Annotated in this window: 25 protein-coding genes and 1 tRNA gene; 19 read left to right on the forward strand and 7 right to left on the reverse strand. The window is 69.4% G+C overall.

Going from position 1 to position 26,526, the window contains the following annotated elements; translation table 11 throughout:
- Window positions 1-107 precede the first annotated feature (107 nt).
- Window positions 108-686, forward strand: a complete 579-nt coding sequence (locus ACFY2A_RS08990) for an NADH-quinone oxidoreductase subunit B (protein WP_210936482.1) — start codon at window positions 108-110, stop codon at window positions 684-686.
- Window positions 687-816: 130 nt separating this feature from the next.
- A complete protein-coding gene (locus tag ACFY2A_RS08995; RefSeq protein WP_387170036.1) occupies window positions 817-2,133 on the forward strand; it encodes a DUF2252 domain-containing protein in 1,317 nt (438 codons plus the stop codon).
- Between the two features lie 18 nt (window positions 2,134-2,151).
- Here the strand turns inward: ACFY2A_RS08995 and ACFY2A_RS09000 are convergent, their stop codons facing one another.
- Window positions 2,152-3,198 (reverse strand): glucose 1-dehydrogenase, encoded by a 1,047-nt coding sequence (locus ACFY2A_RS09000; RefSeq protein ID WP_387170038.1) that lies wholly within the window; start codon window positions 3,196-3,198, stop codon window positions 2,152-2,154.
- Between the two features lie 263 nt (window positions 3,199-3,461).
- Here ACFY2A_RS09000 and ACFY2A_RS09005 point away from each other — a divergent pair, with 263 nt between their 5' ends.
- Entirely contained in the window at window positions 3,462-4,277 is an 816-nt protein-coding gene (locus tag ACFY2A_RS09005; protein WP_387170040.1) for an NADH-quinone oxidoreductase subunit C, read from the forward strand.
- Entirely contained in the window at window positions 4,277-5,239 is a 963-nt protein-coding gene (locus ACFY2A_RS09010) for a complex I subunit 1 family protein (protein WP_363918370.1), read from the forward strand. Before ACFY2A_RS09005 ends, ACFY2A_RS09010 begins: the two co-directional genes overlap by 1 nt.
- Window positions 5,240-5,340: 101 nt before the next feature.
- Here the strand turns inward: ACFY2A_RS09010 and ACFY2A_RS09015 are convergent, their stop codons facing one another.
- Entirely contained in the window at window positions 5,341-6,384 is a 1,044-nt protein-coding gene (locus ACFY2A_RS09015; protein ID WP_387170042.1) for a glutathione S-transferase family protein, read from the reverse strand.
- A 144-nt stretch (window positions 6,385-6,528) separates the two neighbouring features.
- Entirely contained in the window at window positions 6,529-7,101 is a 573-nt protein-coding gene (locus ACFY2A_RS09020; RefSeq protein ID WP_387170044.1) for a Uma2 family endonuclease, read from the reverse strand.
- A 95-nt stretch (window positions 7,102-7,196) separates the two neighbouring features.
- Between ACFY2A_RS09020 and ACFY2A_RS09025 the strand changes: the two genes are divergently transcribed.
- The 9 genes from ACFY2A_RS09025 to ACFY2A_RS09065 all read left to right on the forward strand — a co-directional run bounded on the left by ACFY2A_RS09025 (window position 7,197) and on the right by ACFY2A_RS09065 (window position 17,611).
- Complete coding sequence (locus ACFY2A_RS09025) at window positions 7,197-7,832, forward strand: NuoI/complex I 23 kDa subunit family protein (protein WP_387170046.1); 636 nt, start codon at window positions 7,197-7,199, stop codon at window positions 7,830-7,832.
- The gene (locus ACFY2A_RS09030) at window positions 7,829-8,440 is read left to right on the forward strand and encodes an NADH-quinone oxidoreductase subunit J (protein WP_387170048.1); all 612 of its coding nucleotides are present in this window, start codon (window positions 7,829-7,831) and stop codon (window positions 8,438-8,440) included. Before ACFY2A_RS09025 ends, ACFY2A_RS09030 begins: the two co-directional genes overlap by 4 nt.
- Window positions 8,437-8,823, forward strand: a complete 387-nt coding sequence (nuoK, locus tag ACFY2A_RS09035; protein ID WP_387170050.1) for an NADH-quinone oxidoreductase subunit NuoK — start codon at window positions 8,437-8,439, stop codon at window positions 8,821-8,823. The genes ACFY2A_RS09030 and nuoK overlap by 4 nt, the downstream gene beginning before the upstream one ends.
- Window positions 8,820-10,787, forward strand: coding sequence for an NADH-quinone oxidoreductase subunit L (locus tag ACFY2A_RS09040; RefSeq protein WP_387170052.1), 1,968 nt, complete (start codon window positions 8,820-8,822; stop codon window positions 10,785-10,787). Before nuoK ends, ACFY2A_RS09040 begins: the two co-directional genes overlap by 4 nt.
- Window positions 10,788-10,893: 106 nt before the next feature.
- Window positions 10,894-12,432 carry a NuoM family protein gene (locus tag ACFY2A_RS09045; RefSeq protein ID WP_387170054.1) on the forward strand — a complete coding sequence of 513 codons (1,539 nt, stop codon included), beginning with the start codon at window positions 10,894-10,896 and terminating at the stop codon, window positions 12,430-12,432.
- 156 nt (window positions 12,433-12,588) lie between these two features.
- Complete coding sequence (locus ACFY2A_RS09050; protein ID WP_387170055.1) at window positions 12,589-14,061, forward strand: NADH-quinone oxidoreductase subunit N; 1,473 nt, start codon at window positions 12,589-12,591, stop codon at window positions 14,059-14,061.
- Between the two features lie 125 nt (window positions 14,062-14,186).
- Window positions 14,187-15,062, forward strand: a complete 876-nt coding sequence (gene htpX / locus ACFY2A_RS09055; protein ID WP_387170057.1) for a zinc metalloprotease HtpX — start codon at window positions 14,187-14,189, stop codon at window positions 15,060-15,062.
- Between the two features lie 409 nt (window positions 15,063-15,471).
- Window positions 15,472-16,731, forward strand: a complete 1,260-nt coding sequence (locus ACFY2A_RS09060) for an MFS transporter (protein ID WP_387170059.1) — start codon at window positions 15,472-15,474, stop codon at window positions 16,729-16,731.
- A gap of 409 nt (window positions 16,732-17,140) precedes the next feature.
- The gene (locus tag ACFY2A_RS09065; RefSeq protein WP_387170061.1) at window positions 17,141-17,611 is read left to right on the forward strand and encodes a GNAT family N-acetyltransferase; all 471 of its coding nucleotides are present in this window, start codon (window positions 17,141-17,143) and stop codon (window positions 17,609-17,611) included.
- A 140-nt stretch (window positions 17,612-17,751) separates the two neighbouring features.
- On the opposite strand, the gene ACFY2A_RS09070 is transcribed toward ACFY2A_RS09065, so the two are convergent.
- Window positions 17,752-18,246: a YajQ family cyclic di-GMP-binding protein gene (locus ACFY2A_RS09070; RefSeq protein ID WP_387170133.1), complete on the reverse strand. Its 495-nt coding sequence runs from the start codon at window positions 18,244-18,246 to the stop codon at window positions 17,752-17,754.
- 148 nt (window positions 18,247-18,394) lie between these two features.
- Here ACFY2A_RS09070 and ACFY2A_RS09075 point away from each other — a divergent pair.
- A tRNA-Tyr gene (locus tag ACFY2A_RS09075) sits at window positions 18,395-18,478 on the forward strand.
- A 1,524-nt stretch (window positions 18,479-20,002) separates the two neighbouring features.
- Here ACFY2A_RS09075 and ACFY2A_RS09080 read toward each other — a convergent pair.
- A complete protein-coding gene (locus ACFY2A_RS09080; protein ID WP_387170063.1) occupies window positions 20,003-21,163 on the reverse strand; it encodes a DNA cytosine methyltransferase in 1,161 nt (386 codons plus the stop codon).
- A gap of 84 nt (window positions 21,164-21,247) precedes the next feature.
- Here ACFY2A_RS09080 and ACFY2A_RS09085 point away from each other — a divergent pair, with 84 nt between their 5' ends.
- The gene (locus ACFY2A_RS09085; protein ID WP_387170065.1) at window positions 21,248-22,192 is read left to right on the forward strand and encodes a helix-turn-helix domain-containing protein; all 945 of its coding nucleotides are present in this window, start codon (window positions 21,248-21,250) and stop codon (window positions 22,190-22,192) included.
- A gap of 306 nt (window positions 22,193-22,498) precedes the next feature.
- On the opposite strand, the gene ACFY2A_RS09090 is transcribed toward ACFY2A_RS09085, so the two are convergent.
- Window positions 22,499-22,921 (reverse strand): GntR family transcriptional regulator, encoded by a 423-nt coding sequence (locus ACFY2A_RS09090; RefSeq protein ID WP_387170066.1) that lies wholly within the window; start codon window positions 22,919-22,921, stop codon window positions 22,499-22,501.
- A gap of 393 nt (window positions 22,922-23,314) precedes the next feature.
- Here ACFY2A_RS09090 and ACFY2A_RS09095 point away from each other — a divergent pair, with 393 nt between their 5' ends.
- The 4 genes from ACFY2A_RS09095 to ACFY2A_RS09110 all read left to right on the forward strand — a co-directional run bounded on the left by ACFY2A_RS09095 (window position 23,315) and on the right by ACFY2A_RS09110 (window position 25,852).
- Window positions 23,315-23,473, forward strand: a complete 159-nt coding sequence (locus ACFY2A_RS09095; RefSeq protein ID WP_387170068.1) for a hypothetical protein — start codon at window positions 23,315-23,317, stop codon at window positions 23,471-23,473.
- A 321-nt stretch (window positions 23,474-23,794) separates the two neighbouring features.
- Window positions 23,795-24,139, forward strand: a complete 345-nt coding sequence (locus ACFY2A_RS09100) for a hypothetical protein (protein ID WP_387170070.1) — start codon at window positions 23,795-23,797, stop codon at window positions 24,137-24,139.
- Complete coding sequence (locus ACFY2A_RS09105) at window positions 24,126-25,088, forward strand: GntR family transcriptional regulator (RefSeq protein WP_387170072.1); 963 nt, start codon at window positions 24,126-24,128, stop codon at window positions 25,086-25,088. The genes ACFY2A_RS09100 and ACFY2A_RS09105 overlap by 14 nt, the downstream gene beginning before the upstream one ends.
- The gene (locus ACFY2A_RS09110; RefSeq protein ID WP_387170074.1) at window positions 25,076-25,852 is read left to right on the forward strand and encodes a glycosyltransferase family 2 protein; all 777 of its coding nucleotides are present in this window, start codon (window positions 25,076-25,078) and stop codon (window positions 25,850-25,852) included. The genes ACFY2A_RS09105 and ACFY2A_RS09110 overlap by 13 nt, the downstream gene beginning before the upstream one ends.
- Here the strand turns inward: ACFY2A_RS09110 and ACFY2A_RS09115 are convergent.
- Complete coding sequence (locus tag ACFY2A_RS09115; protein ID WP_387170076.1) at window positions 25,836-26,285, reverse strand: hypothetical protein; 450 nt, start codon at window positions 26,283-26,285, stop codon at window positions 25,836-25,838. The two genes, ACFY2A_RS09110 and ACFY2A_RS09115, sit on opposite strands and share 17 nt — an antisense overlap.
- Window positions 26,286-26,526 lie beyond the last annotated feature (241 nt).

Consider the following 26,526-nt stretch of genomic DNA (forward strand, 5'->3'; position numbering starts at 1 on the left):
GCGATCGACGTCGGTCACACGCCTGAACACGGACGAGGGTTGCGGCGGTTGGCACCCGTGCTGCTGTGGTTGACTGTCGGCTCGGGGACAGCGGAGGGAGGCCCGAGGTGCAGTTGCCTGCGGTGCTCGGTGAGCCGATCCGGTTCGTGCTGAACTGGGGCCGCCGCTACTCGCTCTGGGTGTTCAACTTCGGCCTGGCCTGCTGCGCCATCGAGTTCATCGCGACAAGCATGTCCCGCCACGATTTCATGCGACTCGGCGTGATCCCGTTCGCGCACGGCCCCCGGCAGGCCGATCTGATGGTGGTCTCCGGCACCGTCACCGACAAGATGGCCCCGGCGATCAAGCGGCTCTACGACCAGATGCCCGAGCCGAAGTACGTGATCTCGTTCGGTGCCTGCTCGAACTGCGGCGGCCCCTACTGGGACTCGTACTCGGTGACCAAGGGGGTCGACCAGCTCATCCCGGTCGACGTCTACGTGCCCGGCTGCCCGCCCCGACCGGAGGCGCTGCTGCACGGCATCCTCCGCCTTCAGGAGAAGATCGCCGCCGAGCAGTCCGGCATCGGTGGGGTGCCCCGCACCGACCCGCTCGCCGCGCCGGTCGACGCGCCGCCCAGCGACGGCACCGCGGTCCGCTCCGTCGCCTCCCTGACCTCGCCCCCGGTACGCCCGCCGACCGCCTGACCGGGGCCGGCGCTGCTGGGTCGGGCCGCGGCCGGTGCCCGGCCGGGTGCGGGTGGCGGTCCGGTCGGTCCGGCGAGACCGGTCGCTCGGCTGGCCGTCCGGGTGGTGCGGCTTCGCTAGCGTACGGATCATGACCGACGTCGCGGAGCAGCGTTCCGCCTTCATCATCGAGGTGCTGACCGAGGAGTTCGGCACCCTGATGGCGCTCGACCCGGCCGCCTTCCGGCGCAAGTTCCGCAAGATGGCCGCTTCACCGTTCGCCTTCTACCGGGGCAGTGCCAGCCTGTTCTACGCCGACCAGCGTGGCGACTTCGCCGACGACCGTTTCCTGGACCCGCAGACCAGCCGGGTGTGGATCCACGGCGACCTGCACGCGGAGAACTTCGGCACCTACATGAACGGCTCCGGCCAGCTCGTCTTCAACGTCAACGACTTCGACGAGGCGTACGTCGGTCCGTTCACCTGGGACCTGCGGCGGTTCGTCGCCAGCGTGGCGCTGATCGGCTACACCAAGGCGCTCTCCGACCGGGTCATCAGCGACCTGGTGACCTGCTTCGCGAACGCGTACCTGGTCGAACTGCGGGCCATCGCCGCCGGCGGGGACGACGCCATCGGGTCGATCACCCTGGACAACGCCGACGGTGTGCTGCGCCGGGTGCTCCAGCAGGCGCGGCTGAACACCCGGGTCGACCTGCTGCGGGGACAGACCACCATCGACAACTACGAGCGGCGGTTCTCCGTCGGCGACGGGGTGTACGAGATCGACGGTGCCGTGCGAGCGCGGGTGTGCGCGGCGTTCGAGGCGTACCTGGAGACGCTGCCGCCCACCACTGCCCAGGCCCGGCCGCTCGCCGCACAGATCAAGGACGTGGTGCTGCGCAAGGGGGTGGGCATCGGCTCGGCCGGACTGCCGTCGTACAACCTCCTGCTCGAGGGGCACACTCAGGCGCTGGAGAACGACGTCGTCATCTACATGAAGCAGGCCCAGGTGCCGGCGGTGGCGCGGTACATCGACGACGAGCGGGTCCGCGGCTACTTCCGGCACCAGGGACACCGCACCGCCGAGTCGCAGCGGGCCCTCCAGGCACATGCCGACCCGTGGGTGGGCTTCACCGAACTCGACGGCGTCGGTCAACTCGTCGCCGAGGTGTCCCCGTACGCGGCCGACCTCGACTGGGCGGACGTCAACGAACCGGAGGAACTGGCCGGGGTGCTGGCCGACCTCGGGCGGGCGGTCGCCCGGATGCACTCGGTGGCCGACGACGAGTCCAGCCACGACCTGGTCGACTACTCGACCGAGGAGGCCATCGTCGCCGCCGTCGACGCGGACACCGCCGGCTTCGTCGGGCACCTGGTCGACTTCGCCCACACGTACGGGGTACGTGCCCGCCACGATCACCAGCTCTTCGTCGACCTGTTCCGCAACGGCCGGCTTCCCGGCATCTGACCGACCCGCCCGGGCCGTTCAGGCGGCGAAGTCGAGGACCACCTTGATGTCCTGCGGTCCGGGCGAGTAGGCGGTGGCGTACTCAGCCAGCGGTACCCGACGGGTGATCAGCGAAGCGAGCCAGGCCGGGTCGGCCTTGGACAGTGCCTCGGCAGCGCCCTCCCAGTGGCGTCGGTTGGCGTTCACCGAGCCGAAGACGACGTTGTTCTCCAGGACGAGGGTCCGGTTCAGCGCACCCGCGTCGAAGTCGATCGTCCGGCCGCCGCTGGACACCCCGGCCAGACAGACGATCCCGTTGGGACCGACCCGGCACATCGCCTCCAGGACGACCACGGGCGCGCCGGTGCACTCGATGATGACGTCGGGTTCGAGGTCGAGACGATCGAGTGGCCCGGAGTGGTACGTCGCACCGAGCGCGGCGGCGAGCGCCGGCTTGGGACCCTCGGTGGCCAGGTCGAGCACGTGCACGGCGAGACCCCGCTGGCTGGCCAGCAGCGCGGCGAGCAGACCGATCGGCCCGGCACCGGTGATCAGTGCCGTGCGAGGCTGCCACTCCGCCCGCTGGCCGATCCGGTCGACGTGGTCCCACGCCTTGACCATCACGCTCGTCGGTTCGAGCAGCATGCCCACCTCGATCAGCGAGGGGTCGAGTCCCACGGCGAAGCGGGGCTGTAACCGCCACCGCTCGCGGGCGAAGCCCGGCAGCGCCTTGATGCCGTGCTCGGTGAACAGGCCGTTGCGGCACATGTCCCACTCGCCCACTGCGCAGTTCGGGCAGGGCATCGGATCGGGGTGCCGGACGATTCCGGCCACCAGGTCGCCGGGTTGCCGGGTACCGGTCGGATCCTCCAGCACCCGGCCCAGCGACTCGTGACCGAGCACCAACTGGTCGATGTCGGGTGGCGCCTCGCCGTACTGCCCCTCGATGATTTCGATGTCCGTCCCGCAGACGCCCACCGAGAGGGCCTCCACCAGGATCGGCCCCTCCTCGGGGGCCGGTTCCGGGTAGTCGTCGAGTAGCCGCAGCGAGCCGGGTACTCCGGGGATGACGGTCACAGCGCGCACGGGTCCATCCTGGTGGCCACCGACGATCGGCACCGGCGAAGCGCGGGAGAGTCACCCGCTCGCGTGCACCGAACCGGTTGGTCGGCAATGGCCGGTGTCGAACCCCCTGGCCGCCGCAGCGGGCCTGGCACATGCCCGGCGGTGTTGGGTGCCGCTCCGGGCAGAACCTCGCCGGCCGGACCAGTTCCCACCCCTGCCGGCCGCCGCCTGGCTCCGCATCGGCTCGGCCGAGGACTCCGGCCACAGGGCCTAGGATCAGCGGCATGACACCGGAAGAGGTCGGCCAGCGGCTCGTCGCGCTGCTTGCGCCCGTCGAGGCCACCGCGACGGTCTCCGGCGGTGAGGTCCATTCCCGGGCCACCGTCGACGTACCCCCGCATGCCTGGCGGGCCGTGCTGCTGGCCGCCCGCGACGACACCGAGCTGGACTTCGACTACTTCGACTGGCTGTCGGCTGTCGACGAGTTGGCCGACGGTTTCGACGTGGTGGCCCACCTCTGGTCCACCTCGCACCGGCACGGGGTGCTGCTGCGCGCCCGGGTGTCCCGCCAGACACCGACGGTCGACTCCGTGGTGGCGGTCTACCCGGGGGCCGCCTGGCACGAGCGCGAAACCCACGAGATGTTCGGCATCGATTTCGCCGGGCACGCCGATCTGCGTCCGCTGCTGCTGCCCCCGGAGTTCGAGGGGCATCCGCTGCGCAAGGAGTTCGTACTCGCCTCGCGGGTGGCGAAGCCCTGGCCGGGTGCGAAGGAGCCGGGTGAGTCGGAGGCCGGCGGCGGACGCCGCCCGATCCGGCCGCCGGGTGTGCCTGCGCCCGGAGAGTGGGGAGTCGTGCCGACCCCCGCCGGTGCCGGTGGCATGGGGGAGGGCCCGCGCGGCGGCACCCCGGCCCGCCCCGCCCGGGAGCGCCCGGCCCGTCCGGCACCGGGCACCCGTGGCCCGCGTACTCCCCGGGCTGCCGGCACTCCCGGTGACCCGGCGGGGCCCCGGCCCGGCCAGAACGGTCCGCTGCCCGAAGCCCACGGCGGCCCGGCGGCCACGGACGGTCCGGCGCCGGATGACGGAGGTGGGGCCTGATGCCGCTCTGGCTGGAACTGGTTGTCCGGATCGGTGGCGTGCTGGCCGCCTTCCTCGTTCTGCCGCTGCTGGTGGGGCAGGCGGAACACAAGGTGATGGCGCACATGCAGGGCCGGCTCGGCCCGATGTACGCGGGCGGGTTCCACGGCTGGGCGCAGTTGATCGCCGACGGGGTGAAGTTCGTCCAGAAGGAGGACGTCACTCCGCGTGCCGCCGACCGGCCGGTGTTCCGGTTGGCTCCGGCGGTGGCGCTGATGCCGTACCTGTTGGCCCTGCTGGTTATCCCGCTCGGCCCGAACGACCTGGTCGGGCAGCCGCTCGATGTCGGGTTGTTCTTCGTACTGGCGGTGGTCGGCGTGGGCGTGCTGGCCGTGCTCATGTCGGCCTGGGCGTCGGCCAACAAGTACAGCCTGCTCGGCGGGCTGCGCGGTGCGGCGCAGCTACTCGGCTACGAGCTGCCGCTGGTGCTGGCCGCCGCGTCGGTGGCGATGGCCGCGGGGACGCTCAGCCTCTCCGGCATCGTCGAGGCGTGGCAGCCCTGGTGGCTGCTCTGGCAGGCACCGGCGATGGTCATCTTCTTCGTGGCCGGCCTGGCCGAGATCCGCCGGCCGCCCTTCGACATGCCGGTTGCCGACTCGGAGCTGGTCTTCGGCTATCTGACCGAGTACACCGGCCTGCGCTTCGCGTTCCTGCTACTGGCCGAGTACGTCGGCATCGTGGTGATCGCCGCGCTCACCACCGTGCTGTTCCTCGGCGGCTGGCAGGGCCCGTTCGCCGACGCGCAGCTCGGTTGGCTCTGGACCCTGCTGAAGGTCGCCGCGGTCAGCTTCGTGATCATCTGGCTCCGGGTCTCCTACCCCCGCCTCCGCGAGGACCAACTCCAACGCCTCTGCTGGCTCGTCCTGGTCCCCGCCGCCCTGGCCCAGCTAGTCCTCACCGCCGCCATCCGCCTCACCCTCTAACCCCACCCCGGGCCCGAGACAGCCCCGTTGATCAAGAAGTTTGCGTCTGGATTCGAGCCGAAAGAGATGCAAACTTCTTGATCAACCCGGTGGTGGGTGGGTTAGGGCAGGGGGGTGTGGGTGGGGTTTACGCGTTCGGTGGGGGTGGGGGGTGCGGGTGGGGTGCCGGTGCCGAAGGGGCGGCCACCGAGGGACTCGCGGTCGTGCGGGGTGAGCCAGTTCGACAGGTCGGGGCCGAGCGGCACCACGCCGGTCGGGTTGATGTCCCGGTGCACCTCGTAGTAGTGCCGCTTGATGTGGTCGAAGTCGATCGTGTCACCGAAGCCGGGTGTGGTGAACAGATCCCGGGCGTACGCCCACAGCACCGGCATCTCGCTCAGCTTCTGCCGGTTGCACTTGAAATGGCCGTGGTAAACCGGGTCGAAGCGGACCAGCGTGGTGAACAGCCGTACGTCGGCCTCGGTGATCGTGTCACCGACCAGGTAGCGCTGCCCGGCCAGTCGCTCACTGAGCCAGTCGAGCCGGTCGAACAGCCGCCGGTACGCCTGCTCGTACGCCTTCTGGTTGCCGGCGAAGCCACACCGGTAGACGCCGTTGTTGACGTCGGCGAAGACCAGGGCGTTGACCTCGTCGATCTCGGCGCGCAGGTGTTCCGGGTACAACTGCGGGGCACCGGGTCGGTGGTACGCGGTCCACTCGGTGGACAGATCCAGGCTCATCCGGGCGTAGTCGTTTGTCACCACCTGCCCGGTGGGCACGTCCACGATGGCCGGCACGGTGATGCCCCGGGGATAGTCCGGGTAGCGCGCGAAGTAGGCCTCCTGGATGCGTTCGATGCCGAGCACCGGGTCCCGTCCGTCCGGGTCGAGATCGAACGTCCAGCTCCGTGCGTCGTGCGTCGGACCGGCGACGCCCATCGAGATGGCGTCCTCCAGGCCGAGCAGGCGCCGCACGATGATCAGACGGTTCGCCCACGGGCAGGCGCGGCTGACCACCAGGCGGTAGCGACCCGGCTCGACCGGATAGCCGTCCTGTGCGTCGGCGGTGATCCGGGTGGTGATGTAGTTCTGGTCCCGCTTGAACTCACCCGGCTCGACGTACTTCCCGGCGGTCTGCGTCCGGTCTGCGCCGTTGTTCTCCGTCATCGTCCCGCTCTCTGCCGTGCCAGCTCCCGTCCGGTCCCATCATGGCTGATGCCCCGTCCGCCGGCTGGGCGAGCGCGTGCGGCGTTCCGGCGGCGCATCGGGAGCCGGCCGGGCTGGAGAGCCGGCCGAGATCGTCGTGACGGGTCAGCGGGACCTAGGGGTGATCCGGTCGAGCGGGATGTCCATCTCCCACGGATCGGCTAGCAGGATGCCGTCGCTCATCCGGGCGTGTTCGACGTAGACGCGCTTCACCGGGTCGAGCCGGTGGGCGTGCACCACGATCCCCGCCTCGGTCTCGATCCGCCAGAAGAAGGGAATGTCCGCCTCGGCGTAGAGCGCTGGCTTGAGCACCCGGTCGATGCTGCGCGAACCCTCCGAGACGATCTCCACCACCAGCAGGACCTCGTTCGGCAGGTAGGAGGAGGGATTGCGGGCGGCGGCGTCCAGCTCGGTGACCAGCAGGTCGGGGATGAAGGCCCGAGTGCGGGACATCCGCACCGCCACCCCCTGGGTGACGTCGAATTCGGCGGGGCAGGTCTCTTCCAGTGCGGCCATGAGCCGGCCGGCGATGGATTGGTGCAGTCGCGTGGGGGAGGGCGACACGATCAGTTGTCCGTCCAGGAGCTCACGGCGGCGGCCGTCGTCAGGCAGGCGGTCGAGGGCGTCCGTCGTCCACTCGCCCGGCGCCGGGTTGTCGTCGTGCAGCGCGGCGGTCATTGACGGGTCCTTTCCGGTGCGTCGTTCTCCCCGCAGCCACCGTACTACCGGCTACCCCCGGGTGGTGGTCGCGCGCGCCGTGCCCACAGGGCAGGATGTTCGGCATGAGCGAGCGCGAGCGAAGCGAGGCGACCGGTCTGCCCGGCAGCGGCCTGGTCAAGGGGCTCGCCGTCACGTTGAAGACGATGACGAAACGCTCCACCACGGCGCAGTACCCGGACGTCGCCCCTGAGCTGCCGCCCCGCTCGCGGGGGGTGATCGCGCTGTTGGAGGAGAACTGCACGGTCTGCATGCTCTGCGCCCGCGAGTGTCCGGACTGGTGCATCTACATCGACTCGCACAAGGAGGAGGTGGCGGTGCCGGGGGCCGCCCGGGCCCGGCAGCGCAACGTGCTCGACCGGTTCGACATCGACTTCTCGCTCTGCATGTACTGCGGCATCTGCATCGAGGTCTGTCCCTTCGACGCGCTCTACTGGTCGCCCGAGTTCGAGTACGCCGAGTACGACATCAAGGATCTGCTGCACGACAAGGATCACCTGGGCGAGTGGATGGCCACGGTGCCGCCGCCCCCGGCCCACGACCCCAACGGCGAGCCGGCCAAGGAGGAGACCGCCGCCGCGCGCAAGGCCGCCGTCCCGAGCGCGCCCGCCGCCCGTCCGACCACCCCGGCGGTACGCCCCGAGCGCCGACCCGCACCACCCCGCGCCGACGACGAAGGTACGCCCGCATGACCGGGGTGGACGCGCTGCTGCTCGCCCTCGGCGCGGTGGCGGTCGGCTCGGCGGTGCTTGTGGTGGCCACCCGGCACCTGGTCCGCGCCGGGCTCTACCTGGTGGTCTGCCTCGGCGCGGTGGCCGGCATGTACCTCGTACTCGCCGCCGAACTGGTCGCCTGGGTGCAGGTGCTGATCTACGTCGGCGCGGTGGTGGTGCTGCTGCTGTTCGCCGTGATGCTGACCCGCGCGCCGATCGGCGCCTCCGACGATCTGGACCGTCCCGGTTGGCCGGCCGCGCTGATCGGCGGTGGGGCGGGGCTCGGGCTGGCGGCGTTGCTTGTCGACGCGTACCGCTGGACGACGGTGGAGCTGCCCGAGGCGGGCACCGCCGAGCGCCTCGGTGAGCAGGTCTTCAGCAGCTGGGTGCTGCCCTTCGAGGTGCTGTCGGTGCTGCTGCTCTCGGCGCTGGTGGGTGCCATCGTGTTGTCCCGCCCCGACATCGGCGCTCCCCGCCCGGAGACCACCGGCGCCGCCCGCCCGGAGACCACCGGCGCCGCCCGCCCGGAGGCCGCCGACGGGCCCGCCGGGGACGACGCGGCGGGCGATCGGGGGCGGTCGCGGTGAGACCGGTCATCCCGTACGTCACCGCCGCGCTCCTGTTCGGCCTCGGCGTCTACGGCGTACTGCGGCGACGTAACGCGGTGCTGGTGCTGATGGCCGTCGAGCTGATGCTCAACGCGGTGAACCTGATCCTGGTCACCGCCGACACCACGGCGAAGGCGGTGCTGCCGCACGGCGGGCAGGTCTTCGCGCTCTTCGTGATCGTGCTGGCCGCCGCCGAGGTCGGGGTGGGCCTGGCGATCGTGCTCCAGCTCTACCGGATGCGGGCCAGCGTCGCCGTCGACGAGATTCCCCTGACCGAACCACACACCGCAGAACCGGTCTCCGCCACGACGAGCGGACGGGCGTCACCGGCCGCCGGAAGCGAACCGGAGGGACCGCGGTGAGCGCCACGACGTTTGGTGCGTTGCTGCCGGCCGTACCGCTGCTCGCCGGCCTGACCGGCCTGCTGCTGCCTCCGTCGCCGCGGGGCGCGGCCATCGGTGCGGCGACCACCCGCCGGGTGGCCGCCACCCTCGGTGTGGCCGGCGCGACCGGTGCCCTCGCCCTGGCGGTGGCCCTGCTGGTCGCCCTGGACGGCCCGGCCGAGTCCTCGACCACCTGGATCGAGCTGGGCGGGCTCACTGTCACCCTCGGGGTACGTCTCGACGGTGCGGCAGCCCTGGTCGCCGTCGCGGTAACCGCGGTCGCCCTGGCGGTGCAGGTCTACTCGACGGGCTACCTCCGGCAGGGGCCGCCCGACGAGCCCGACCATCGCTACCCGCCGTACGCGGCGCAGGTCAGCCTCTTCACCGCCGCGATGCTGCTGGTGGTGGTCTCCGGGGACCTGATCCTGCTGCTGGTCGGCTGGGAGGTGATGGGGCTCTGCTCATACCTGCTCATCGCCCACGACCGGCGGCTGCCGGAGGCACCGGCAGCCGCGATGAAGGCGTTCCTGGTCACCCGGGTCGGCGACGTCGGCTTCCTGCTCGGCATCGCGTTGCTCGGCGTCTCGGCGGGCAGTTTCCGGATCGCCGACGTGCTCGCCCACGACCACGGCAACGCCACGCTCACCGCGGCCTGCCTGCTGCTGCTCGCCGGGGTGGCCGGCAAGAGCGCCCAGTTCCCGCTGCACACCTGGCTGCCCGATGCGATGGCCGGACCGACCCCGATCTCCGCCCTGATCCACGCCGCCACGATGGTGGCCGCTGGCGTGTACGCGGTCACCCGGCTGTGGCTGCTTTTCGAGGCCACCCCGACCGCGCTGGTCGTACTCGGCGTGATGGCCTCGGTGACCCTGCTGCTCGGCGCGCTGGCCGCCACCGCGCAGGATGACATCAAGCGGGTACTCGCCTGGTCGACGGTCTCGCAGATCGGCTACATGACCGGGGCACTCGCCGTCGGATCTCCGCCGGCCGCGCTGTTCCATCTGCTCACCCACGCGGCGTTCAAGGCGCTGCTGTTCCTCGCCGCCGGTGCGGTGATCCACGCCGTCGGCACCACGCTGATGTCCCGGATGGGCGGGCTGCGGCGCGGCATGCCGGTGACCTTCTGGTGCACCCTGATCGGGCTCGGTGCGCTGGCCGGCGTACCGCCACTCTCCGGTTTCTGGAGCAAGGAAGGGGTGCTCGCCGCCGCCGAGCAGGCCGCCCTGCACGGCGACGGCCCGGCACCGGCCTGGGTGGGCTGGCTGGTGTGGCTCGCCGGGCTGGTCGGTGTCGCCGTCACCGCCTGGTACGCCACCCGGCTGCTGCTGGGCACCTTCCTCGGTACGCCCCGCGCCCCGCTGGCCGATCCCGGGCACCGGGCGGCCGGCGCGCCGCACGACCCGCCGGCCGTGCTGCGCTGGCCGGTGCTGGCGTTGGCCGTGCCGGCGGCGCTGCTCGGTCTGGCCGGCTTTCCGGGCTGGTTCTCCCGCCAACTGCAACCCACCCCGCCGGCTGATTCCGACGCCATGTCGGACCTGATGCCGTCGGACGGGCTGATCCATCTCACCCCGACCGTGCTGCTGCCGCTGGCGTTGCTCGTGATCGGCGCCGGACTGGCGTGGGTCGGTTGGCGGCGGGGCGGCGGTGCCGACCCGGTGGCGACGCTCGGTCCGCTGCGGCCGGTCTTCGCCCGCGCGTTCCGGCTCGACGACGTCCAGCACACCCTGGTCGTACGGCCCACCACCGCGATGGCGCGAACAGCGCGTACCGCCGACGAGCGGGTGGTGGACGGTGCGGTCACCGGCACCGGACGCGCCGCCCGTGCCCTCGGCGGCGGGCTGGGCGTCCTGCACCGGGCGGCGTTGCCCCGGGCCGCGGCCGCGGTGCTGGCCGGCGCGCTGCTGATCGGCCTGGCCGCGGCCCTGATCGGAGCGACGGCATGAGCGAGCGCCAGCGAGGGGATCATCAACTCAGCGAGCGCCAGCGAGCGAACCATCAACTCGGCGTCTCGGTGCCGCGCGTCGGCCCGCAGGTCAGCGGAGGGCGGGCATGAACACCGGGGAATTCCTGCTGGTCTCGGTGCTCGCGGTGCCGGCGCTCGGCGCGCTGGCGGTGGCGGCCACGCCCCGCGGCCGGGCGGCCCGGATCGTGGGCACCGTGGCCGCCGCGCTGACCCTCGTCGCGACGGTGTGGCTGCTCGCTGGCCGGGACACCGCCTGGTCGACGTACGCGCCGCAGGGCACCGCCGGAGCGGTGCGTCCCTGGCATTCGATCGACCTACCCTGGGTGCCCGGGCTGGACCTACGCTTTCACCTGGGCGTGGACGGCATCTCCTGGCCGCTGGTGGTGCTCACCGCTCTGCTCACCCTGCTGTGCTGCGGCTACAGCCTCTGGCGGGTGCCGGGCGGCGGCGACGGCCGGGCCCTGGTGGCGTTGCTGCTGGTCGTCGAGGTCGGCATCCTCGGCACCTTCCTCGCCCTCGACCTGGTGCTGTTCTTCCTCTTCTTCGAGGTCGTCCTGCTGCCGATGTACGCGATCATCGTCGGCTGGGGAGGCGACGGCACCGACCCGGCGGCGCTTGACGCGCGGCGGCGGGCGGGGCGGAAGTTCGCCCTCTACACCCTGTTCGGTTCGGTGCTGCTGCTGGTCGGCGTGTACGTCGTGGTGGCCGCCGCCGGCACCGCCGACGTCGTGGCGCTGACCGGCGGCACGGAGTTGTCCCGTACCACCCAACTCGCCGCCTTCACCCTGCTCGCGCTGGCCTTCGCGGTGAAGAGTCCGCTGTGGCCGCTGCACTCGTGGCTGCCCGACGCGCACACCCAGGCACCGACGGTCGGCAGCGTGCTGCTCGCCGGGGTGCTGCTCAAGATGGGCACGTACGGTCTGATCCGGGTCGCCGTCGGGGTGGCCCCCGAGGGTGCCCGGTGGGCGGCACCCGTGCTCGGTGTGCTCGCCGTCGCCGCCATCCTGATCGGCTCGCTGGTCTGCCTGGCCCAGACGGAGCTGAAGCGGCTGATCGCGTACTCCAGCGTTGGGCACATGGGCTTCGTCCTGCTGGGAGTCGCCACGCTGACCGCCACCGGCATCCAGGCGGCGCTGATCGGCAACGTCGCCCACGGCATCATCACGGGTCTGCTGTTCTTCCTGGCCGGGGCGATCAAGGACCGTACCCACACCGGCGAGCTGAGCGAGTTGTCCGGGCTGCGGGAGACCGCCCCGCGGCTGTCCGGGCTGCTCGCGTTCGCGGCGGTCGCCTCGCTGGGGCTGCCCGGGCTGGCCGGCTTCTGGGGTGAGGCGTTCGCCGTGGTCGCCGCCGTCGAGTCCGGTGGGGCGCTGTGGACCACGCTGGCGGTGCTGGCCGCGATCGGCGGGGCACTGACGGCGGCGTACCTGCTGCGACTGTTGCGGCGGGTGACCCATGGCGAGCCCACCCCGGCGGTCGCCGCGCTCGGGCCCGGGCTGGCCGGGGTCGAACTGGCCGCCTGGGCGCCATTGGTGCTGCTCGCGCTGGCCGTCGGGCTGGCTCCGACGTTGGTGCTGGGCGTCGCCGAAGCCCCGGTCGAGGCCCTGGTGGGAGTGCTGCGATGAGCGAGCGTAGCGAGCGAGTCTTTCGGCTCAGTGCGGTGGTGGCTCGTCGTGACGCCGAGCGGAGCGAGGTGGCGCGATGAGCGAGCGTAGCGAGCGAGTTATTCGGCTCAGTGCGGTGGTGGCTCGTCGTGACGCCGAGCGGAGCGAGGTGGCGCGATGAGCGAGTCGAGTCTGGTGCAGGCCGTCGACCACGTGGCGCTGCTGCCGGCGTACCTGGCCGCCGGGACGGCGGTGCTGGTGCTGCTGGTGGACCTGCTGGCGGCCCGGCCGCCGGCCACCGTCGGCACGGCGGTCACCGGGGCGGTCGCCACCGCGGTCGGCGCAGGGGTGGTCGGTTCGGGAGCCGAACGACGCACGTTCTGCGTCGGCACCGACTGTTCGTACGTCTTCGGCGGCCGGGCCGCCCTGGTCGCCGCCCTTGTGGCGCTGCTCGTGCTCGGCGTGCTGGCGTTGTCCGGGCCGCTGCTGCGGGCCGGGAACACCCCGGTGGGGGAGTACTGCTTCCTGCTCGCCTGCTCGATGACCGGCGGCGTGGTGCTCGGCGCGGCCGGCGACCTGATCACCCTGATCGTGGCGGTGGAGGTGCTCACCCTGCCGCTGTACGTCCTGGTCGGGCTGCGCCGGGGCAGCCTGGCCAGCGCCGAGGCGGCGGTGACCTTCTTCGTGGTCAGCGTGGTCGCCACCACACTGACCCTGCTCGGCGCCGCGCTGCTCTACGCGGTGACCGGCGGGCTGCACCTGGAACGGCTGGGCACCCTCCTCGCCGACGAGGCCTTGCTCGACCTGCCGTTGACCACGGTCGCGGTGACGCTGGTGGTGGCGGGACTGGCGTTCAAGGTGGCGGCGGTGCCGTTCCACGCCTGGGCGCCGGCCACCTACGACGGGGCACCACTGCCGGTGGCCGCGTACCTGTCGACCGCGTCGAAGCTCGGCGGGGTGATCGCCCTGCTGGCGGTGGTGCGGTACGCGCTGCCGCCGGAGGTGACCGGGCCGGTGCTGGCCCTGGTCGCCGCGCTGACCATGACCGTCGGCAACCTGGTGGCAATGCGCCAGCGGCGTACCGTCCGGCTGCTCGCCTGGTCCTCGGTGGCCCAGGCCGGCTACATTCTCGCCCCGCTCGGCGCGCTGGCCCTGACCACCGACGCGGACGCCCGCACCGCCGTGTACGCCGCCGCCCTGGCGTACGCCGTTTTCTTCGTGCTGCTGGAACTGGCCGCCTTCGCCGGCGTGGTGGCCCTGCGCCCGGCCGGCGCGGACGGCGGCAGCCTGGAAGACCTGCGCGGTGCGGCACGGCGGCACCCGTGGGTCGGTGCCGGGCTGGCGTTCGCGCTGATCGGCCTCGCGGGCCTGCCACCCGGCCTGGCCGGACTGTTCGCCAAGGTGACGGTGGTCCGGTCGCTGCTCGGCGGCGGTGCCGGCTGGCTGGCCCTGGTGGTGGCGGTCAACGCGGTCATCGGCCTGGCGTACTACCTGCGGGCCGCCGCGTTGCTCTACGCCCCGGCCGGGGACCTCACAGCCCCTGTCGCCCGACCCGCCCGCGCGGTGGCCGCGGCGCTGGCGGTGGCGACCGTGGTGGCCCTGGTCGTCGGCTTCGCACCGCAGGTCGTGCTCGATCTCGCCGGGAGCTGAACCCGGGCCGGCCAGCGCGCCATCCGCCCCTCAGGTAACTCTCAGTCATGAGATGGATGGTTGACGGGTACCGGTGTGTTGTACCGGTCAGCGGATCCCGGCATCCGTGCACCGAAGGAGTGATCGTGCACCACAACCGTCTGAAGACCGCCGCGCTGCTCGGCCTGCTCACCTCGCTGATCCTGGCGGTGGGCTACTGGTTCGGCGGCAGTGGCGGACTGGTCATCGCCGTTCTCGTGTCGCTGGTGATGAACGGCGTCACGTACTTCTACTCCGACAAGCTGGCACTTCGCTCGATGCGGGCGCAACCGGTCAGCGAGGCACAGTTCCCCGAGCTGTACCACATGGTTCGGGAGTTGGCCGCCGAGGCCCGGCAGCCCATGCCCCGGCTCTACGTGAGCCCGACCGCCCAGCCCAACGCGTTCGCCACCGGGCGCAACCCGCAGAACGCGGCCGTCTGCGTCACCCAGGGGATCGTCGAGCTGCTCGACTACCGCGAGCTGCGGGGCGTCATCGGTCACGAGCTGTCGCACGTCTACAACCGGGACATCCTGATCTCCAGCGTGGCCGCCGGCCTGGCCGGCATCATCACCATGCTGGCGAACCTCGCCCTGTTCATCCCGCTGGGCGGCAACAGCGACGAGGACGGCCCGAATCCGCTGGTCCTGCTGCTCACCATCATTCTGGGGCCGATCGCGGCCACCGTCATCCAACTGGCGATCAGTCGTAGTCGCGAGTTCCAGGCGGACGCCTCGGGTGCCGAACTGACCGGGGATCCGCTGGCGCTGGCCAGCGCTCTCCGCAAGATCCACATGGGTGCCCAGCGTCGGCCGTTGCCGGCCGAGGGGCAGCTCACCAGCACCGCGCACCTCATGATCGCCAACCCGTTCCGGGGCGGCGGGGTGGTTGCGCTCTTCGCCACCCACCCGCCGATGGAGCAGCGGGTCGCCCGGCTGGAGCAGTTGGCGAGTCAGCTGGGCCCGGTGCGCTACCAGCGCTGACCTGCCCCGGCCAGCCGGGGCCGGCGCGCCTCCGCCGCTGCCCGATCATCACCGTCGCCGCCCGCGCCCGGTCCGCCCGGCGCGGGCGGCACCGTCTCGCCGGGGGTGGAAGGGCGGCGCGAGTTGCGGTATGTCGGCCGCTCGGACGCGGTTCGAGAGAGCAGATTGCGGCATCCCGGGAACCGGGAGCAGCCGTGCGGACATGCCACCGGACCTCGACGTCCTGCTCGCAGACGGGCTTGCGGCGTGCCGTGCCGGGCGACGACGCCAGGAAGACCGTCGGCAACCTCGGCACATCCGCCACCGGGGGTGGGTGAGCGCCACCACAGACCTGGACGGGGTGGTCGGTCGAGCGTGGGGCGTTAGGGTCTAACCGAGTCTCGCTCATTACATTTCGTGGAGGTCCGCTGTGGCTGGGCTGCGCCGGTATCTGGCTGTCTGGCAGATTCCGGGCGCACCGACCCTGCTGATCACCGGCATCATCGGACGACTCGGGATCGGCATGACGCCGCTCGCGCTGCTGCTCGTCGTCGAAGGGGTGACCGGACGCTACTCGTTGGCGGCCGTGGCCGGCGGCTGTTACGCCCTCTCCGGTGCCGCGCTGAGCCCGGTGGCCGGCCGGGTCGCCGACCGGATCGGTCCCACCCCGGTGCTCCTCGGCACCGCGATCGCCCATCCGCTGGCCCTGATGGGGCTGCTCTGGGCGGCCCGCGCCGATGCCGCACCCTTTGTGCTGGTCCTGCTCGCTTCGGCGGCGGCCGGTGGGACGTACCCGCCGATGACCGCCGCGATCCGTGGCGCCTGGAACGGGCTGACAAACGTCGACTCCGGTCGGTATCACCTGCGCAATACCGCCCTCGCCGCCGAAACCACCCTCTTCGAGATCGTTTTCGTGCTCGGTCCACTGCTGGTGGCCGGGTTCGTACTGGTCGCCGACGCCGGGGCGGCGCTGGTCGGCGCCGCGGTGGTGACCCTGGTCGGCACCCTGTCGGTCGCACTCGGCCAGGCCATGCGCGGCTGGCGTCCGCACTCCCGGGAACATCATGCCCGTGGCCTCGGTCCGCTTCGGGTCGCCGGCTTTCCGGCGCTGCTGCTCTGCGTGGCCAGCATCGGCATCGCCTTCGGGGCGGCCGGCGTGACCGTCCCGGCATTCGCCACCCGCTACAACCCCGACGACCCGAACGGCCTCGCCGGCGTGCTGCTGGCTGTCTGGGGCGTCGGCAGCGCGATAGGCGGGTTCTGGTTCGGCGTCCGCCGGCCGGCCCGCAACATGACCCGCCTGTTCGCCTGGCTGCTCGCCGTGCTCGCCGGCAGCTTCGCCGTCTTCGCCGTGATGCCCACGCCGGGCGCGCTGGGCACCGCCCTGCTGTTCGGCGGGGCCGCCATCGCTCCCGCGCTGACCCTGGAGAACACCCTGGTCGGGCGGATCTCGCCGAGCAGCATGCTGAACGAGGCGTACACCTGGGTGGTGACCATGTCGGTCGGTGCGAGCGCGGTCGGCGGCGCCGTTTCCGGCCTGATCGTCGACCATGCCGGCGGGGTGCCGTGGGCCTTCCTGTTCGCCGGGGCCGCAGTCGCCGTCGGGGCGGCGGTCGCCGCGCTGCCGGCCGGCCCCATCGCCCGCGCGGAGGCCACCGCCGTCCGGGCCGAGCAGCCCGCCGCGGCCTGACCCGCGCCATCATGGGTACGACGACCGGATGTTCCTCTTCTTCTCCAACCGGATCGGCTGTCTTGGCTCGATCCTGGTCAGCGCGATCCTGACGGTCGTCCTGCTGCTGATCTTCACCCGTTGATCCGGACCCGACGCGTGCTCCGCGTATCGGTGCTCCCGCAGATCCGCACGAGGCGAAGTTGACGATCACGGCGGACGTGGCGCAGCTCCGCCGGGACCGCCTCGGTGCCGGCGCGGTTCCTCGTGGTCGTGCTCTAGTGCTGAACCGCGCCGGCCGGTAGGCCGCCTGCGTGCGAGGGGAGGGCTTGCGGGTGGCCCGGGCTTCCGGCCAGGGCCGGCCGCCGACGAAACCCGGTTTCCCCGGCCGCACGCTGGGCGGTAGCCTCCCGCGCCGAGGAGGCGAGTCATGGAGCTGACCGCGCTGGGCCCGACCCACCCGGCCGTCGTGGCGAGCTGGGCGACCTCACCGGAGGAGAGCCGCCGCTGGTGCTCACGCGACCGGGTGACATCGGAGGACGTCAGGCGCTGGGGCGACGAGCCCGACGTGCTCGCGTACCTCGCGCTCGTCGACGGAGAGCCGGCCGGCTACGGCGAGCTGTGGCTCGACGACGCCGAGGCCGAGGTGGAGTTGGCCCGCCTCATCGTGGCCCCGGCGCTGCGCGGTCGGGGCCTGGGCCGGCGGATGGTCACTGTGCTCACCAACCTGGCCCGGGACCACCACCCGGCGGTGCTGATGCGATCGCACCCCGACAACGCTCCGGCGCTGCGGTGCTACACCGCCGCCGGCTTCGAACTGGTGCCGCCGGACCAAGCGGACGAGTGGAACGAGGGCCAACCCGTCCCGTACCTCTGGCTGCGGCACCGGCGCGACGACTGAACCCCCGGACGCTCTGGAGATCACACCAGATCCGCGGCAACGCGACCTCGGCGGTCACGGCTGGCGGTTTCCTCCGCGCCTCAAGCCGCGGAGCGCAACAGTCGCTGGTAACGACTGACGGCGCGGCCGGTCGAGACGACTCAGCGGTAGTTGGTGAACTGGAGGGCCACGCCGAAGTCCTCGGCCTTGAGCAGCGCGATGACCGCCTGAAGGTCGTCCCTCTTCTTGCCGGTGACCCGCAGCTGGTCGCCCTGGATCTGAGCCTGGACGCCCTTGGGGCCCTCATCGCGGATCTTCTTGCTGATCGTCTTCGCCTTGTCCTGATCGATGCCCTGGATCACCTTGGCGTCGAGCTTGAAAACCTTGCCCGACGGGCGCGGGTCGCCCGCGTCCAGCGACTTCAACGAGATGTTCCGCTTGACCAACTTCTCCTTGAACACGTCCAACGCGGCCCGGACCCGCTCCTCGGTCTCCGCCTGGAGGCTGATCGCCTCCTCGCCCGACCAGGAGATCCCGGCGCCCGTTCCCCGAAAGTCGAACCGCGTCCCGAGCTCCTTCTCCGTCTGCCGGAGGGCGTTGTCGACCTCCTGACGGTCGACCTTGCTCACGATGTCGAACGACGGGTTCGCTGCCATACTCATGCTCCTGCTGTCCGGCTGGTTTGTGATCCTTTAGCCCTGGTTGCCCAGGGGTACGAACCCTGACGGTACCCGGTTGCGGCGGCAACGGGTGGAGCCGCTATCCTTGCTTCCGCTGCCGCGCCACGGCGCGGTGGTACGCCCTGGCGGGTTGCCCGAGCGGCCAATGGGAGCGGACTGTAAATCCGTCGCGAAAGCTACAGAGGTTCGAATCCTCTACCCGCCACCAGGTGCGACAACGGCCCCTGACCAGCAGAAATGCTGATCGGGGGCCGTTCTCGTTGAGCTAGCTCGGTCCGGCTGAGTCCAGCCCGTTGCGACTCGTTGTGGGCATATCGTGGGCAGGTTGATCAAGGCTCGTTCGTTGTTCGGCGCTGAGGTTGCGGATGGTGACATCTCGGCGGCTGAGGCGGTCTATGGCTGCGGAAGACGGGTCGGGGGCAAGCCAGTCCGGGGTTTGGACTGGCGCGGCAGACGGAAGCCCTGAGCGGCTTCCTGAGCCGAGTTGGTCGGCTTCCGTACCGGCTGGAGCTGATGCGGCGCTGTCGGGATCCCTGTTGTGAGGGCGGCTGCCCGGCGGCAGCCGGTGGCTGACCGCCCCGGTGCCGTAGGCGGCCGGGGCGGCTTGCCACCGGCCGGGCTCACCGCCCCGCACCGCGCGAAGCGCGGTGCCTTGATTCAGAACAGGGGAAATCGGCAGTACCGTGCTTGCAAAGTGTTTACCTGCATCTACCGCGTAGCGCGTCCGCGCACGGCCGGAAGCCGGACACGGCCGCGCAAGACGAATCTAGGGTGGTTAGTGTCACGCGTCTCACTGACGTCGACCACCGTTCGCTGGCCTTCTACCCGCTGCGTGGGAGTATGGGGAACTGCTGCGGAGAGGTTTCGCTAGCTAGCCTGGTAGATGTGGGTGCTCAAAGCGTGGCTTCCACCCATGCGGCTGAGGGGAACGGGAGATGGACGTCCTGCGTCGCGTTGCGCTTGGGAGTGTTCAAGCTGCCAGGTGCTGTGGCAGCCGGCCTGATGAGGGCCAGCGTTGATGTCAAAGCCGAGGGCGGCCCACGGTACGACCACGCGGTACGTAGCGGGTTGCCGCTGTTCGGAGTGCCGTGCTGCAAGGGCGGCTTACGCGAGAGCGAAGCGTGCGGAGTGGGCCGCGACAGGCAACTACCCGGGCGTCCACGGCAGCTACTCAACCTATGCGAATGGATGTCGGTGCGAGCCCTGCATGAAAGCAGAGCGAGAGTACCGTTCAAGCCGCAGTTCCAAAGGCGCTCGGTAACCACGGACCGCTGACGTCGATCGTGTAGCCCGTCGGTGCTCAGGACAGCCGGGCAGTTGTCCTCATCGTTCACGCTGGGAGATTGTGACTGGTGGGCAGATCCCGAAGGGTGTTCGTCTGGCAGGTGTGACAGCCGACGTGCAGCGGCTGTGAGTTACTCAGAAGTTGAAGGACCCCGTAAAGCAGCACACGCGATCGTGGTGCTGATGTCATCTAGGGGCAGCCGGGTTCGGCCATGGCTCATCCATTTATAACTAGCGAGGATTACGTCCGAGACGTGGCCTGCGCATTCAGCGAGCAGGAGTTCGGTGTCCTAGATCCGAAACGAAGCGCACCCCAGACAGATAGACGAGCAGGCCCGACTGGACCTGCGTCGTCGTCCCGCGCGCCCTCGCTTCCTCGGTCACCCTTTTTATCGCCTGATCCTCGCAGCTACCAGTCATTGCTGACCTTGGCGCGAGGCGGGTCATGTCAACAGCCAAGCGCGCCCGCGAGTGCCTCGCCAATCACCCTTCCAAGGAGCGGTGGGACCGCATTTCCTATCTGCTTAGCAACGAGATTCCGGTTCGTCGGAGCAAAGAGAAAGGTGTCATCAAACGACTGAAGTCGCGCCCCCTCCCTGGGTGTGAGTGCGCGATGTTGTATCGGATGGATGCACTTGTTGGACGCTGGGTGAACGAAATTTACTGTGATGGTTGGGGATGGTTCATCTGCCTCAAGCCTCGAATAGCAGCTCGAAAAACCACTCGTAATGAGGTGAGGCGGAATCGAGGAGATGTTAGGGCCTGCGTGCCTAATTATCTCAAGCATCTTTGCAGTATGGCGGGTGGATCCGTGCCATGTCAGCTCCAGGGCATCCGCTCGGCGTTCCTTCTGGAAGCTGGTCCTTGGCGGAGCATCGTATCGGGTAGCAGTTTCGCCGCTCTCGACTGGGGGGAGGTCGTCGATGGCCTCCGCGACCGTGACTGCCGGTGGCAGGGGCTCGGCCTCTTGGTTCAAGAGGCTAGGTTCGGAGGGTGTCAACATCCGAGAGGAATCCTTGAATCCGATGGTACGGAAACGACCTGCGTGAGTCGGCTTCGGCCAGTGAAAGGAAATCCCAGGTTGAGTGCCAACTAAGATCAGCCGCTCACGCTTCTGTGGCACTCCGAAGTGGGCTGCATTCAAGATCTTCCAGTCGGTTTGATAGCCGAGCCTGCCGAACGTGTCTTCGACTGCCTCCATGTCGAGACCCTTGTTGTGGGTCGCCAATCCGACAACGTTCTCGAACACGAAGGCCAGCGGCTGCCAATAGCCGACGTAAGCCGCGAACTCCTCGAAAAGGTTGTTGCGGGGATCATCGTAGTTTGTCGAGCGGTTAGGGCGGATCGATGAAAAACCTTGACAGGGCGGGCCGCCGATAATCACCCCGATGTCGCCTCGCCCCTGTCCCAAGCGGTCTGCCACCTCCGCTCTCGACGTTTTGCGGATGTCGCCGGGAATGCCAAGCGCCGTAGGGTGATTTAGCAGGAAGGTTTCTACCGAAGGCGCTAGAACGTCTATGCCGTATACCACCTCGTAATGCCCCGAGTTTTCGAAACCCTTCGAGAAACCGCCGGTACCGCAAAATAGGTCCATCACCTTTAAGCGCATATGAGGTCCTCTCGATGCCCAGTCAGTCCGGTGGAGACTATAGTCTCGTAGTCAAGCGATCCTCAATCACTTAGGTTCGTGCGTGTGTCGGCTGATCATGAACCTCGGCCCAATCTAGCGGCGGCGACGGCGCGGGCGGTAGCTGAGCTGAGGCGCGCAGCGGGCCTGACCATGGAGGATCTGGCGGACCGAGCGGGCCTGCACCGTACGAGTGTCGGCCTGGTTGAGCGCGGCGAGAGGTCTCTGTCGGTTGACTCCGCGGCTAGACTCGCTGCTGCCCTAGGGATGCGGCTTAGCGACCTAGTGGCCCATGCTGAGCGCTCCTTGGCAGCCCAGGAAGAAGAAGGACTTCTAAGCGCACGCCCAGGTGCCACCATCGTCGAGCGAGGATCGAAACGGATCGTTGATCCGAGGTTGGTCACCCGTGAGGCGGAGTTGCGTCGTATCTCCGGCCTAGGCGCTGACGCCATTTTGTCGGCCATTGAATCCACATACGAGACGCTTGATCTGATCGACGACGAACTTACCAGTAGAGGCTCCCCGCCAGTCTCTGGCTTAGTAGAGTTGGCCAACCTGTCGTCGATGATTGGGAACCTGGTAGGTGCTGGGTTGGCGGCTGCGTCTGCTGGCGCATACTCGAGAAATCGACCTCACGCTTTTCCTGACCTCATGCCTCAGTGGTCTGGGCTTCCGGAACTTGAGGTTAAGACTGCGCTGGAGTCCAACCCCCCTAAGGGGCACCTGCCAAAGCCGGGCACCTATCTGACCTTTCGCTACGTCTTGGGTCGCAGAGACGGAAGCTTTTCCCGTGGTCGTGAAAGTCGTGGGGACACTGTATGGGTGTGGGAGGTTAGAGCAGGTGTCTTGATGGCGTCGGACTTCGCTATTAGCAATACTGCAGGCGACTCTGGGAAAACCGCAGTTATTAAGAGCGAAGCCTTCCTGCGGATGCCGCGTGTTTTCTACGATCCGCGATTCTTGCCGTACGCTCGTCGCTCCGGCCCTTATGGCGATGATCCATTGGTATGAACGCAGGTCTGAGTTGTGGCTGGCGGGTTCAAAGTTGCACTTCGCGGCAATTTACCCCACCCGTCTGGCGGTGTGGTGGGCGTGCGGTTCGTAGCGCAGTGCGGGACACTGACCTAGCCCATGTTCGCACAGCTGTCGGTCTGAGGCCGTAGACAAGAGATTTTCGCTGTCTGCAGCAGCGTATCCTTCGTCGCGGCTGCGGAGGGATCGGGCCGCGTGCCCTAGCGGCGGCATGCGCAGCTCGCCCGCATGTCATGTAGCCATGTCGCCTGGCCTCTTAGACGAATCGAGGCGGCGAGCGAATCCTTATCTTTTAGCGCGCGGTAGCTGATAGGTTCTGACGACCTTTCCGACGAATCCCCTTGTCCGGACGACGCTTTGTTGTTCGACCAGGCTCGCACCCACCTCAACAGCGAACAGAGCCGCAAGCTCCGGATCAGCGTCCACCTGGCGCTGGCGCGTCTCTGTTTCGAAACACTCCTCTGAACCGCCTTCGGGTCGGCTGGGATTCGCATAAGTTCCACGGCCGTGCTCGGTGGCGACCAATCGAGCCTCGCGCAAGACGGCTATGGCCTGCCGGATTGTGCCCCGACTTGCGCGGAACTCAGCCGTTAGCGCCTTCTCGGTTGGGAGGAGGGCTCCCGGGGGTATGGTGCCGCTCTCGATGCGTTTCCGCAGTTCGTCGGCGATGGCGCGGTAGCGGGGCTGTCCGTAGTGCGGGGTGGGCACTCGTTCACCGTACCTGGCACTTGTCTTACCAAGTGCCAGCCGGAGCGCCGTTTTGACGTGTAGACAAGTCGTCCACTTGTAGGTACGTTTCCGGTTGTACGGCTGGGTTGACGGTGTGTATCAGGGGTGGTGCTGCGTCGGCCTGGTCGTGCGGGAGGCGCGGCGTCCTGGTGGGCCGGTTGCGGTAGTCGCGCGTACAAGGTGGCTCGGTGATACCCGACCCGTCCGGTGTCGGACGGTGCGCCGTGCCCTGCGTCGGGCCGGTGGCCGGCTGATTCCCCCTGGTCGGCCGCCGGCTCTCCTATATCTGGAGGTGCGATGCCTGGCTCTCATCGTCGACGTCCCTGGTTCCCGTTCTGGCGGTCCCGCCAACAGCGAGACCGATCCGCATCCGTGGCCGAGGGCCGCTCCGGCGGTTCCGCTCCTGCTCGTAACACCGTTCCGCTGCGCTGGGCGATGGAGCGGACCCGTGAGCTGCCGGCGTTGCATCATGCGCCGCTGCTCAGCCGGGGCCAGATCTTCCGGGGCGACGGTGGGCGGTGGCCGCGATGAGTCAGGCGAGCAGGCGGCCTGTCGCGGCGAGTCATCCTGCGTGGTGTGCTCCGGATCGGTGCGGGCATCTGGTGCCGCCTGTACTGGCGCACATGGCGCGACGCCATCGGGGTGTGCTGCTGCGGGTGGGTGAGGTCCGGTCGTCCGGGCTGGTCGTGTCGTACCTGATCGGCTCCGACGACGCACCGCCTACGGTCGTGGTGCATGCCTCGTGCCGGGCCGGCTCTGGCTGGGCCGAACTCACCCTCCCGCAAGCAGGGCAACTGGTCGACCAACTCGGCTCGCTCCTAGCGCAAGTCGCCAGCCCAGGGGAGGGCGGGCATGGGCGCCAGTGACGACCCGACCAACACCCAGACGCCCAACACCGCAGACGAGGCATCGTGTCCCGACTGGTGCCGGGGCTGCGGGCCGAACGATCCGATGCATCGCCGGCTGCTCGCCACGATCGGCAGCGAGGGCGGCGGCTGGGTGAGCGTGCAACTGCTCCTGGACCGCTTCCGACGCCGCGACCCGGTTGTCAAGGTCGACGCGACCCGCTCCGGTGCGACGGAGTCGGTGCTGTTGTCGCGGGTGCAGCTCGATCGGCTGATCTACGAGCTGACCTTCGCCCGGTGGCGGGTGATGACCAAGGGACAACCGTTGGAGGGACACTATGACCGTCACTGACCGCAGCTCCCGCCGTACTCCGGTGCCCGCGTATCGACCGCGTCGGCCGGTGGTGGCGGTGGATCTGGTGCCGGAGCGGCCGGCGGGTGGGACCACCTGGCAGTCGTTGGAACGTCTAGGGGGTACGGTGACCGGTGTGCATGGCCGGGACTGGCGCCCTCGTTACCTGCAACTCGCCGAAGAGTTGCGGGTCAAGATCACGAGCGGAGAACTGGCCCCCGGCACGTTGATGCCGTCTGAGACGGAGTTGGCCGACACGTCGGGCCTGTCGCGGACCAGCGTCCGCAACGCTATCCGCCAGCTCCGGGAGTGGGGCTTGGTTCGCGCGGAGCAGGGGCGAGGCACCTACGTGCGGGCACCGCGCCAGCGGGTACGGCGTCGCAATGCGGAGCGGTACCAGTGGGAGAAGGACCGGGTCCTGCTCGACCAGGACGAGCGGCTCAAGACCGGCGCGACCGAGCATGACACCGGCCTGACCGTCGATGATCTCAAGTTCCACGCCGAGTACACCCGTGTTGAGGCGGACGCGGACATGGCGGCGGCCTTGCACGTCGAGCCGGGAACGCCGCTGCTGCGCCGGGTCTACTGGACGTCGTCGCGGCATGAGAACGCGCCGTTGACGATGTCGTACTCGTACCTGCCCTATGACCTGGTGGCTGCGAACCCGGGCCTGCTCGACGCCAGCAACGAGCCCTGGCCCGGCGGCTCACAGCACCAGCTCTACACGATCGGCGTCGAGCTGGACCGCATCGACGAAGAGGTCCGGGCGCGTCCGCCGTCGCCGGATGAGGCCGAACTGCTCGACATCGACCCCGGCGTCTCGGTGCTGACCGTGCGCAAGACCTCCATCGACACCACCGGCCGCGTCGTCGAGGTGGCCGATGTAGTGATGCCAGGGGACCGAACGGAACTGGTCTACTCCCACAAACTGCAACGGTGGAAAACGTGACGCAGCTCGTCTCGGTCATCACCCCGGTCCACGCCCCGAGTATCGAGTACCTGGCCGGCGCGTACGACTCGTTGGTCAAGCAGGACATGCCCGACGGGTGGGACTGGCAGTGGCTCGTCCAGGAGGACGGGCAGACCGGAACACTGGCCCAGGTGCTGCCGGACGACCCTCGCATCAGCATCGGCGGCGGTCGTCCTGGCGGCCCGGGTGTTGCCCGTACCCTCGCTCTTTCCCGTGTCACTGGGCAATACGTCAAGGTGCTGGATGCGGACGACCAGCTCATGGCTGGCGCGCTCGCCCGGGACATCGCCGCCTTCGAGACACATCCGCAAATCGGATGGACGACTTCGCGCGTCCTGGATCTGATGCCCGACGGGTCAACAGTCGGATGGGACAAGGACCCGGCCGGCGGACCCATCGGCCGCGGTGCCGTCCTCGCCTTCTGGCAAGCCAACGGCTACCGCGCCCAGGTCCACCCCGCCACCCTCTGCATTCGCCGGGACCTGCTCTTGGCGCTCGGCGGCTGGATGGCGCTCCCGGCCTCCGAGGACACCGGCCTTCTTTTGGCCGCGAGCGCGGTTAGCGAGGGTTACTTCACCCGCGAACACGGCCTGCTCTACCGCAAGTGGCCCGGCCAGGTCACCAGTCAAGCCGCCCACCGTGAACCCGTCGAGTACGAGGGACGGATGAAGATCATCGAGGCCAGAGCCGTAGCCCTGGCCTCGATGCTCCCGAACGGACTGCCGGTCACTCCTGCGGCGTAGCCTCATGCCCCGGCATCCCATGGGTGCGCCGACGCTCCTTCATCTCTGCCTCATAGATGTGCCGCCGACCGCCGGCCAGAGTCTCCCGGGCGTACCGCTCGACCTCCTGGAACGCCGCGTAGTAGCCATCGTCGAACTCCTCCATGATCTGGAAGGTCCACCGGCCTGGTAGCACGTTGCGGCCCAGCAGCTCCCGCTCTACCCGGTCGGCCACCTCGTCGTGCCCCGCGTGCCGCAGCAGCTCGACTACCCGGTCAAGGGTCAGGTCCGCGCCGCCTACCAGCTGGTGAGCGGAGTACAGATGACCGCGTACGCGGTGGATCGTCTCCAGCGCTTTGCTCAGTTCGCCGAGAGCTTCCACGGTCGTGGAGTCAATGCCTGCCGGCCGCGAGTGTGCCTCGTCGACGGACCGACCTCCTGTTTGTTCCGCCATGGCTGCTCCGATACCCCTACCTCAAGAAGTTAAGCCGCTCCGTCAGCCGTCCGGTCATGGGCAGCGCGAATACAAGACATGAGGATGCAAGTCAAGCATCGCCACGGGTGCGGTAAAAGGTGAGGATGCAAAGATCTGGGGGTCGACCCGACTTGGCTCAAGTTAGTGCGCACGTCGGCTGGCTCGGGTGATGGCTTCGAGGGCGTCGCGGAGGTCGTCGGGTAGGGGGTCGGCGGCGGTG

The sequence above is a fragment of the Micromonospora sp. NPDC000442 genome (genome assembly GCF_042898635.1).
Classification (GTDB): Bacteria; Actinomycetota; Actinomycetes; order Mycobacteriales; family Micromonosporaceae; genus Micromonospora.

Coding starts and splice junctions, on each gene's coding strand:
- ACFY2A_RS08995 (WP_387170036.1), top strand. CDS start 817: ATGACCGACGTCGCGGAGCAGCGTTCCGCCTTCATCATCGAGGTGCTG.
- ACFY2A_RS09005 (WP_387170040.1), top strand. CDS start 3,462: ATGACACCGGAAGAGGTCGGCCAGCGGCTCGTCGCGCTGCTTGCGCCC.
- ACFY2A_RS09010 (WP_363918370.1), top strand. CDS start 4,277: ATGCCGCTCTGGCTGGAACTGGTTGTCCGGATCGGTGGCGTGCTGGCC.
- ACFY2A_RS09015 (WP_387170042.1), bottom strand. CDS start 6,384: ATGACGGAGAACAACGGCGCAGACCGGACGCAGACCGCCGGGAAGTAC.
- ACFY2A_RS09020 (WP_387170044.1), bottom strand. CDS start 7,101: ATGACCGCCGCGCTGCACGACGACAACCCGGCGCCGGGCGAGTGGACG.
- ACFY2A_RS09025 (WP_387170046.1), top strand. CDS start 7,197: ATGTTCGGCATGAGCGAGCGCGAGCGAAGCGAGGCGACCGGTCTGCCC.
- ACFY2A_RS09030 (WP_387170048.1), top strand. CDS start 7,829: ATGACCGGGGTGGACGCGCTGCTGCTCGCCCTCGGCGCGGTGGCGGTC.
- ACFY2A_RS09045 (WP_387170054.1), top strand. CDS start 10,894: ATGAACACCGGGGAATTCCTGCTGGTCTCGGTGCTCGCGGTGCCGGCG.
- ACFY2A_RS09050 (WP_387170055.1), top strand. CDS start 12,589: ATGAGCGAGTCGAGTCTGGTGCAGGCCGTCGACCACGTGGCGCTGCTG.
- ACFY2A_RS09065 (WP_387170061.1), top strand. CDS start 17,141: ATGGAGCTGACCGCGCTGGGCCCGACCCACCCGGCCGTCGTGGCGAGC.
- ACFY2A_RS09070 (WP_387170133.1), bottom strand. CDS start 18,246: ATGGCAGCGAACCCGTCGTTCGACATCGTGAGCAAGGTCGACCGTCAG.
- ACFY2A_RS09080 (WP_387170063.1), bottom strand. CDS start 21,163: ATGCGCTTAAAGGTGATGGACCTATTTTGCGGTACCGGCGGTTTCTCG.
- ACFY2A_RS09100 (WP_387170070.1), top strand. CDS start 23,795: ATGGGCGCCAGTGACGACCCGACCAACACCCAGACGCCCAACACCGCA.
- ACFY2A_RS09105 (WP_387170072.1), top strand. CDS start 24,126: ATGACCGTCACTGACCGCAGCTCCCGCCGTACTCCGGTGCCCGCGTAT.
- ACFY2A_RS09115 (WP_387170076.1), bottom strand. CDS start 26,285: ATGGCGGAACAAACAGGAGGTCGGTCCGTCGACGAGGCACACTCGCGG.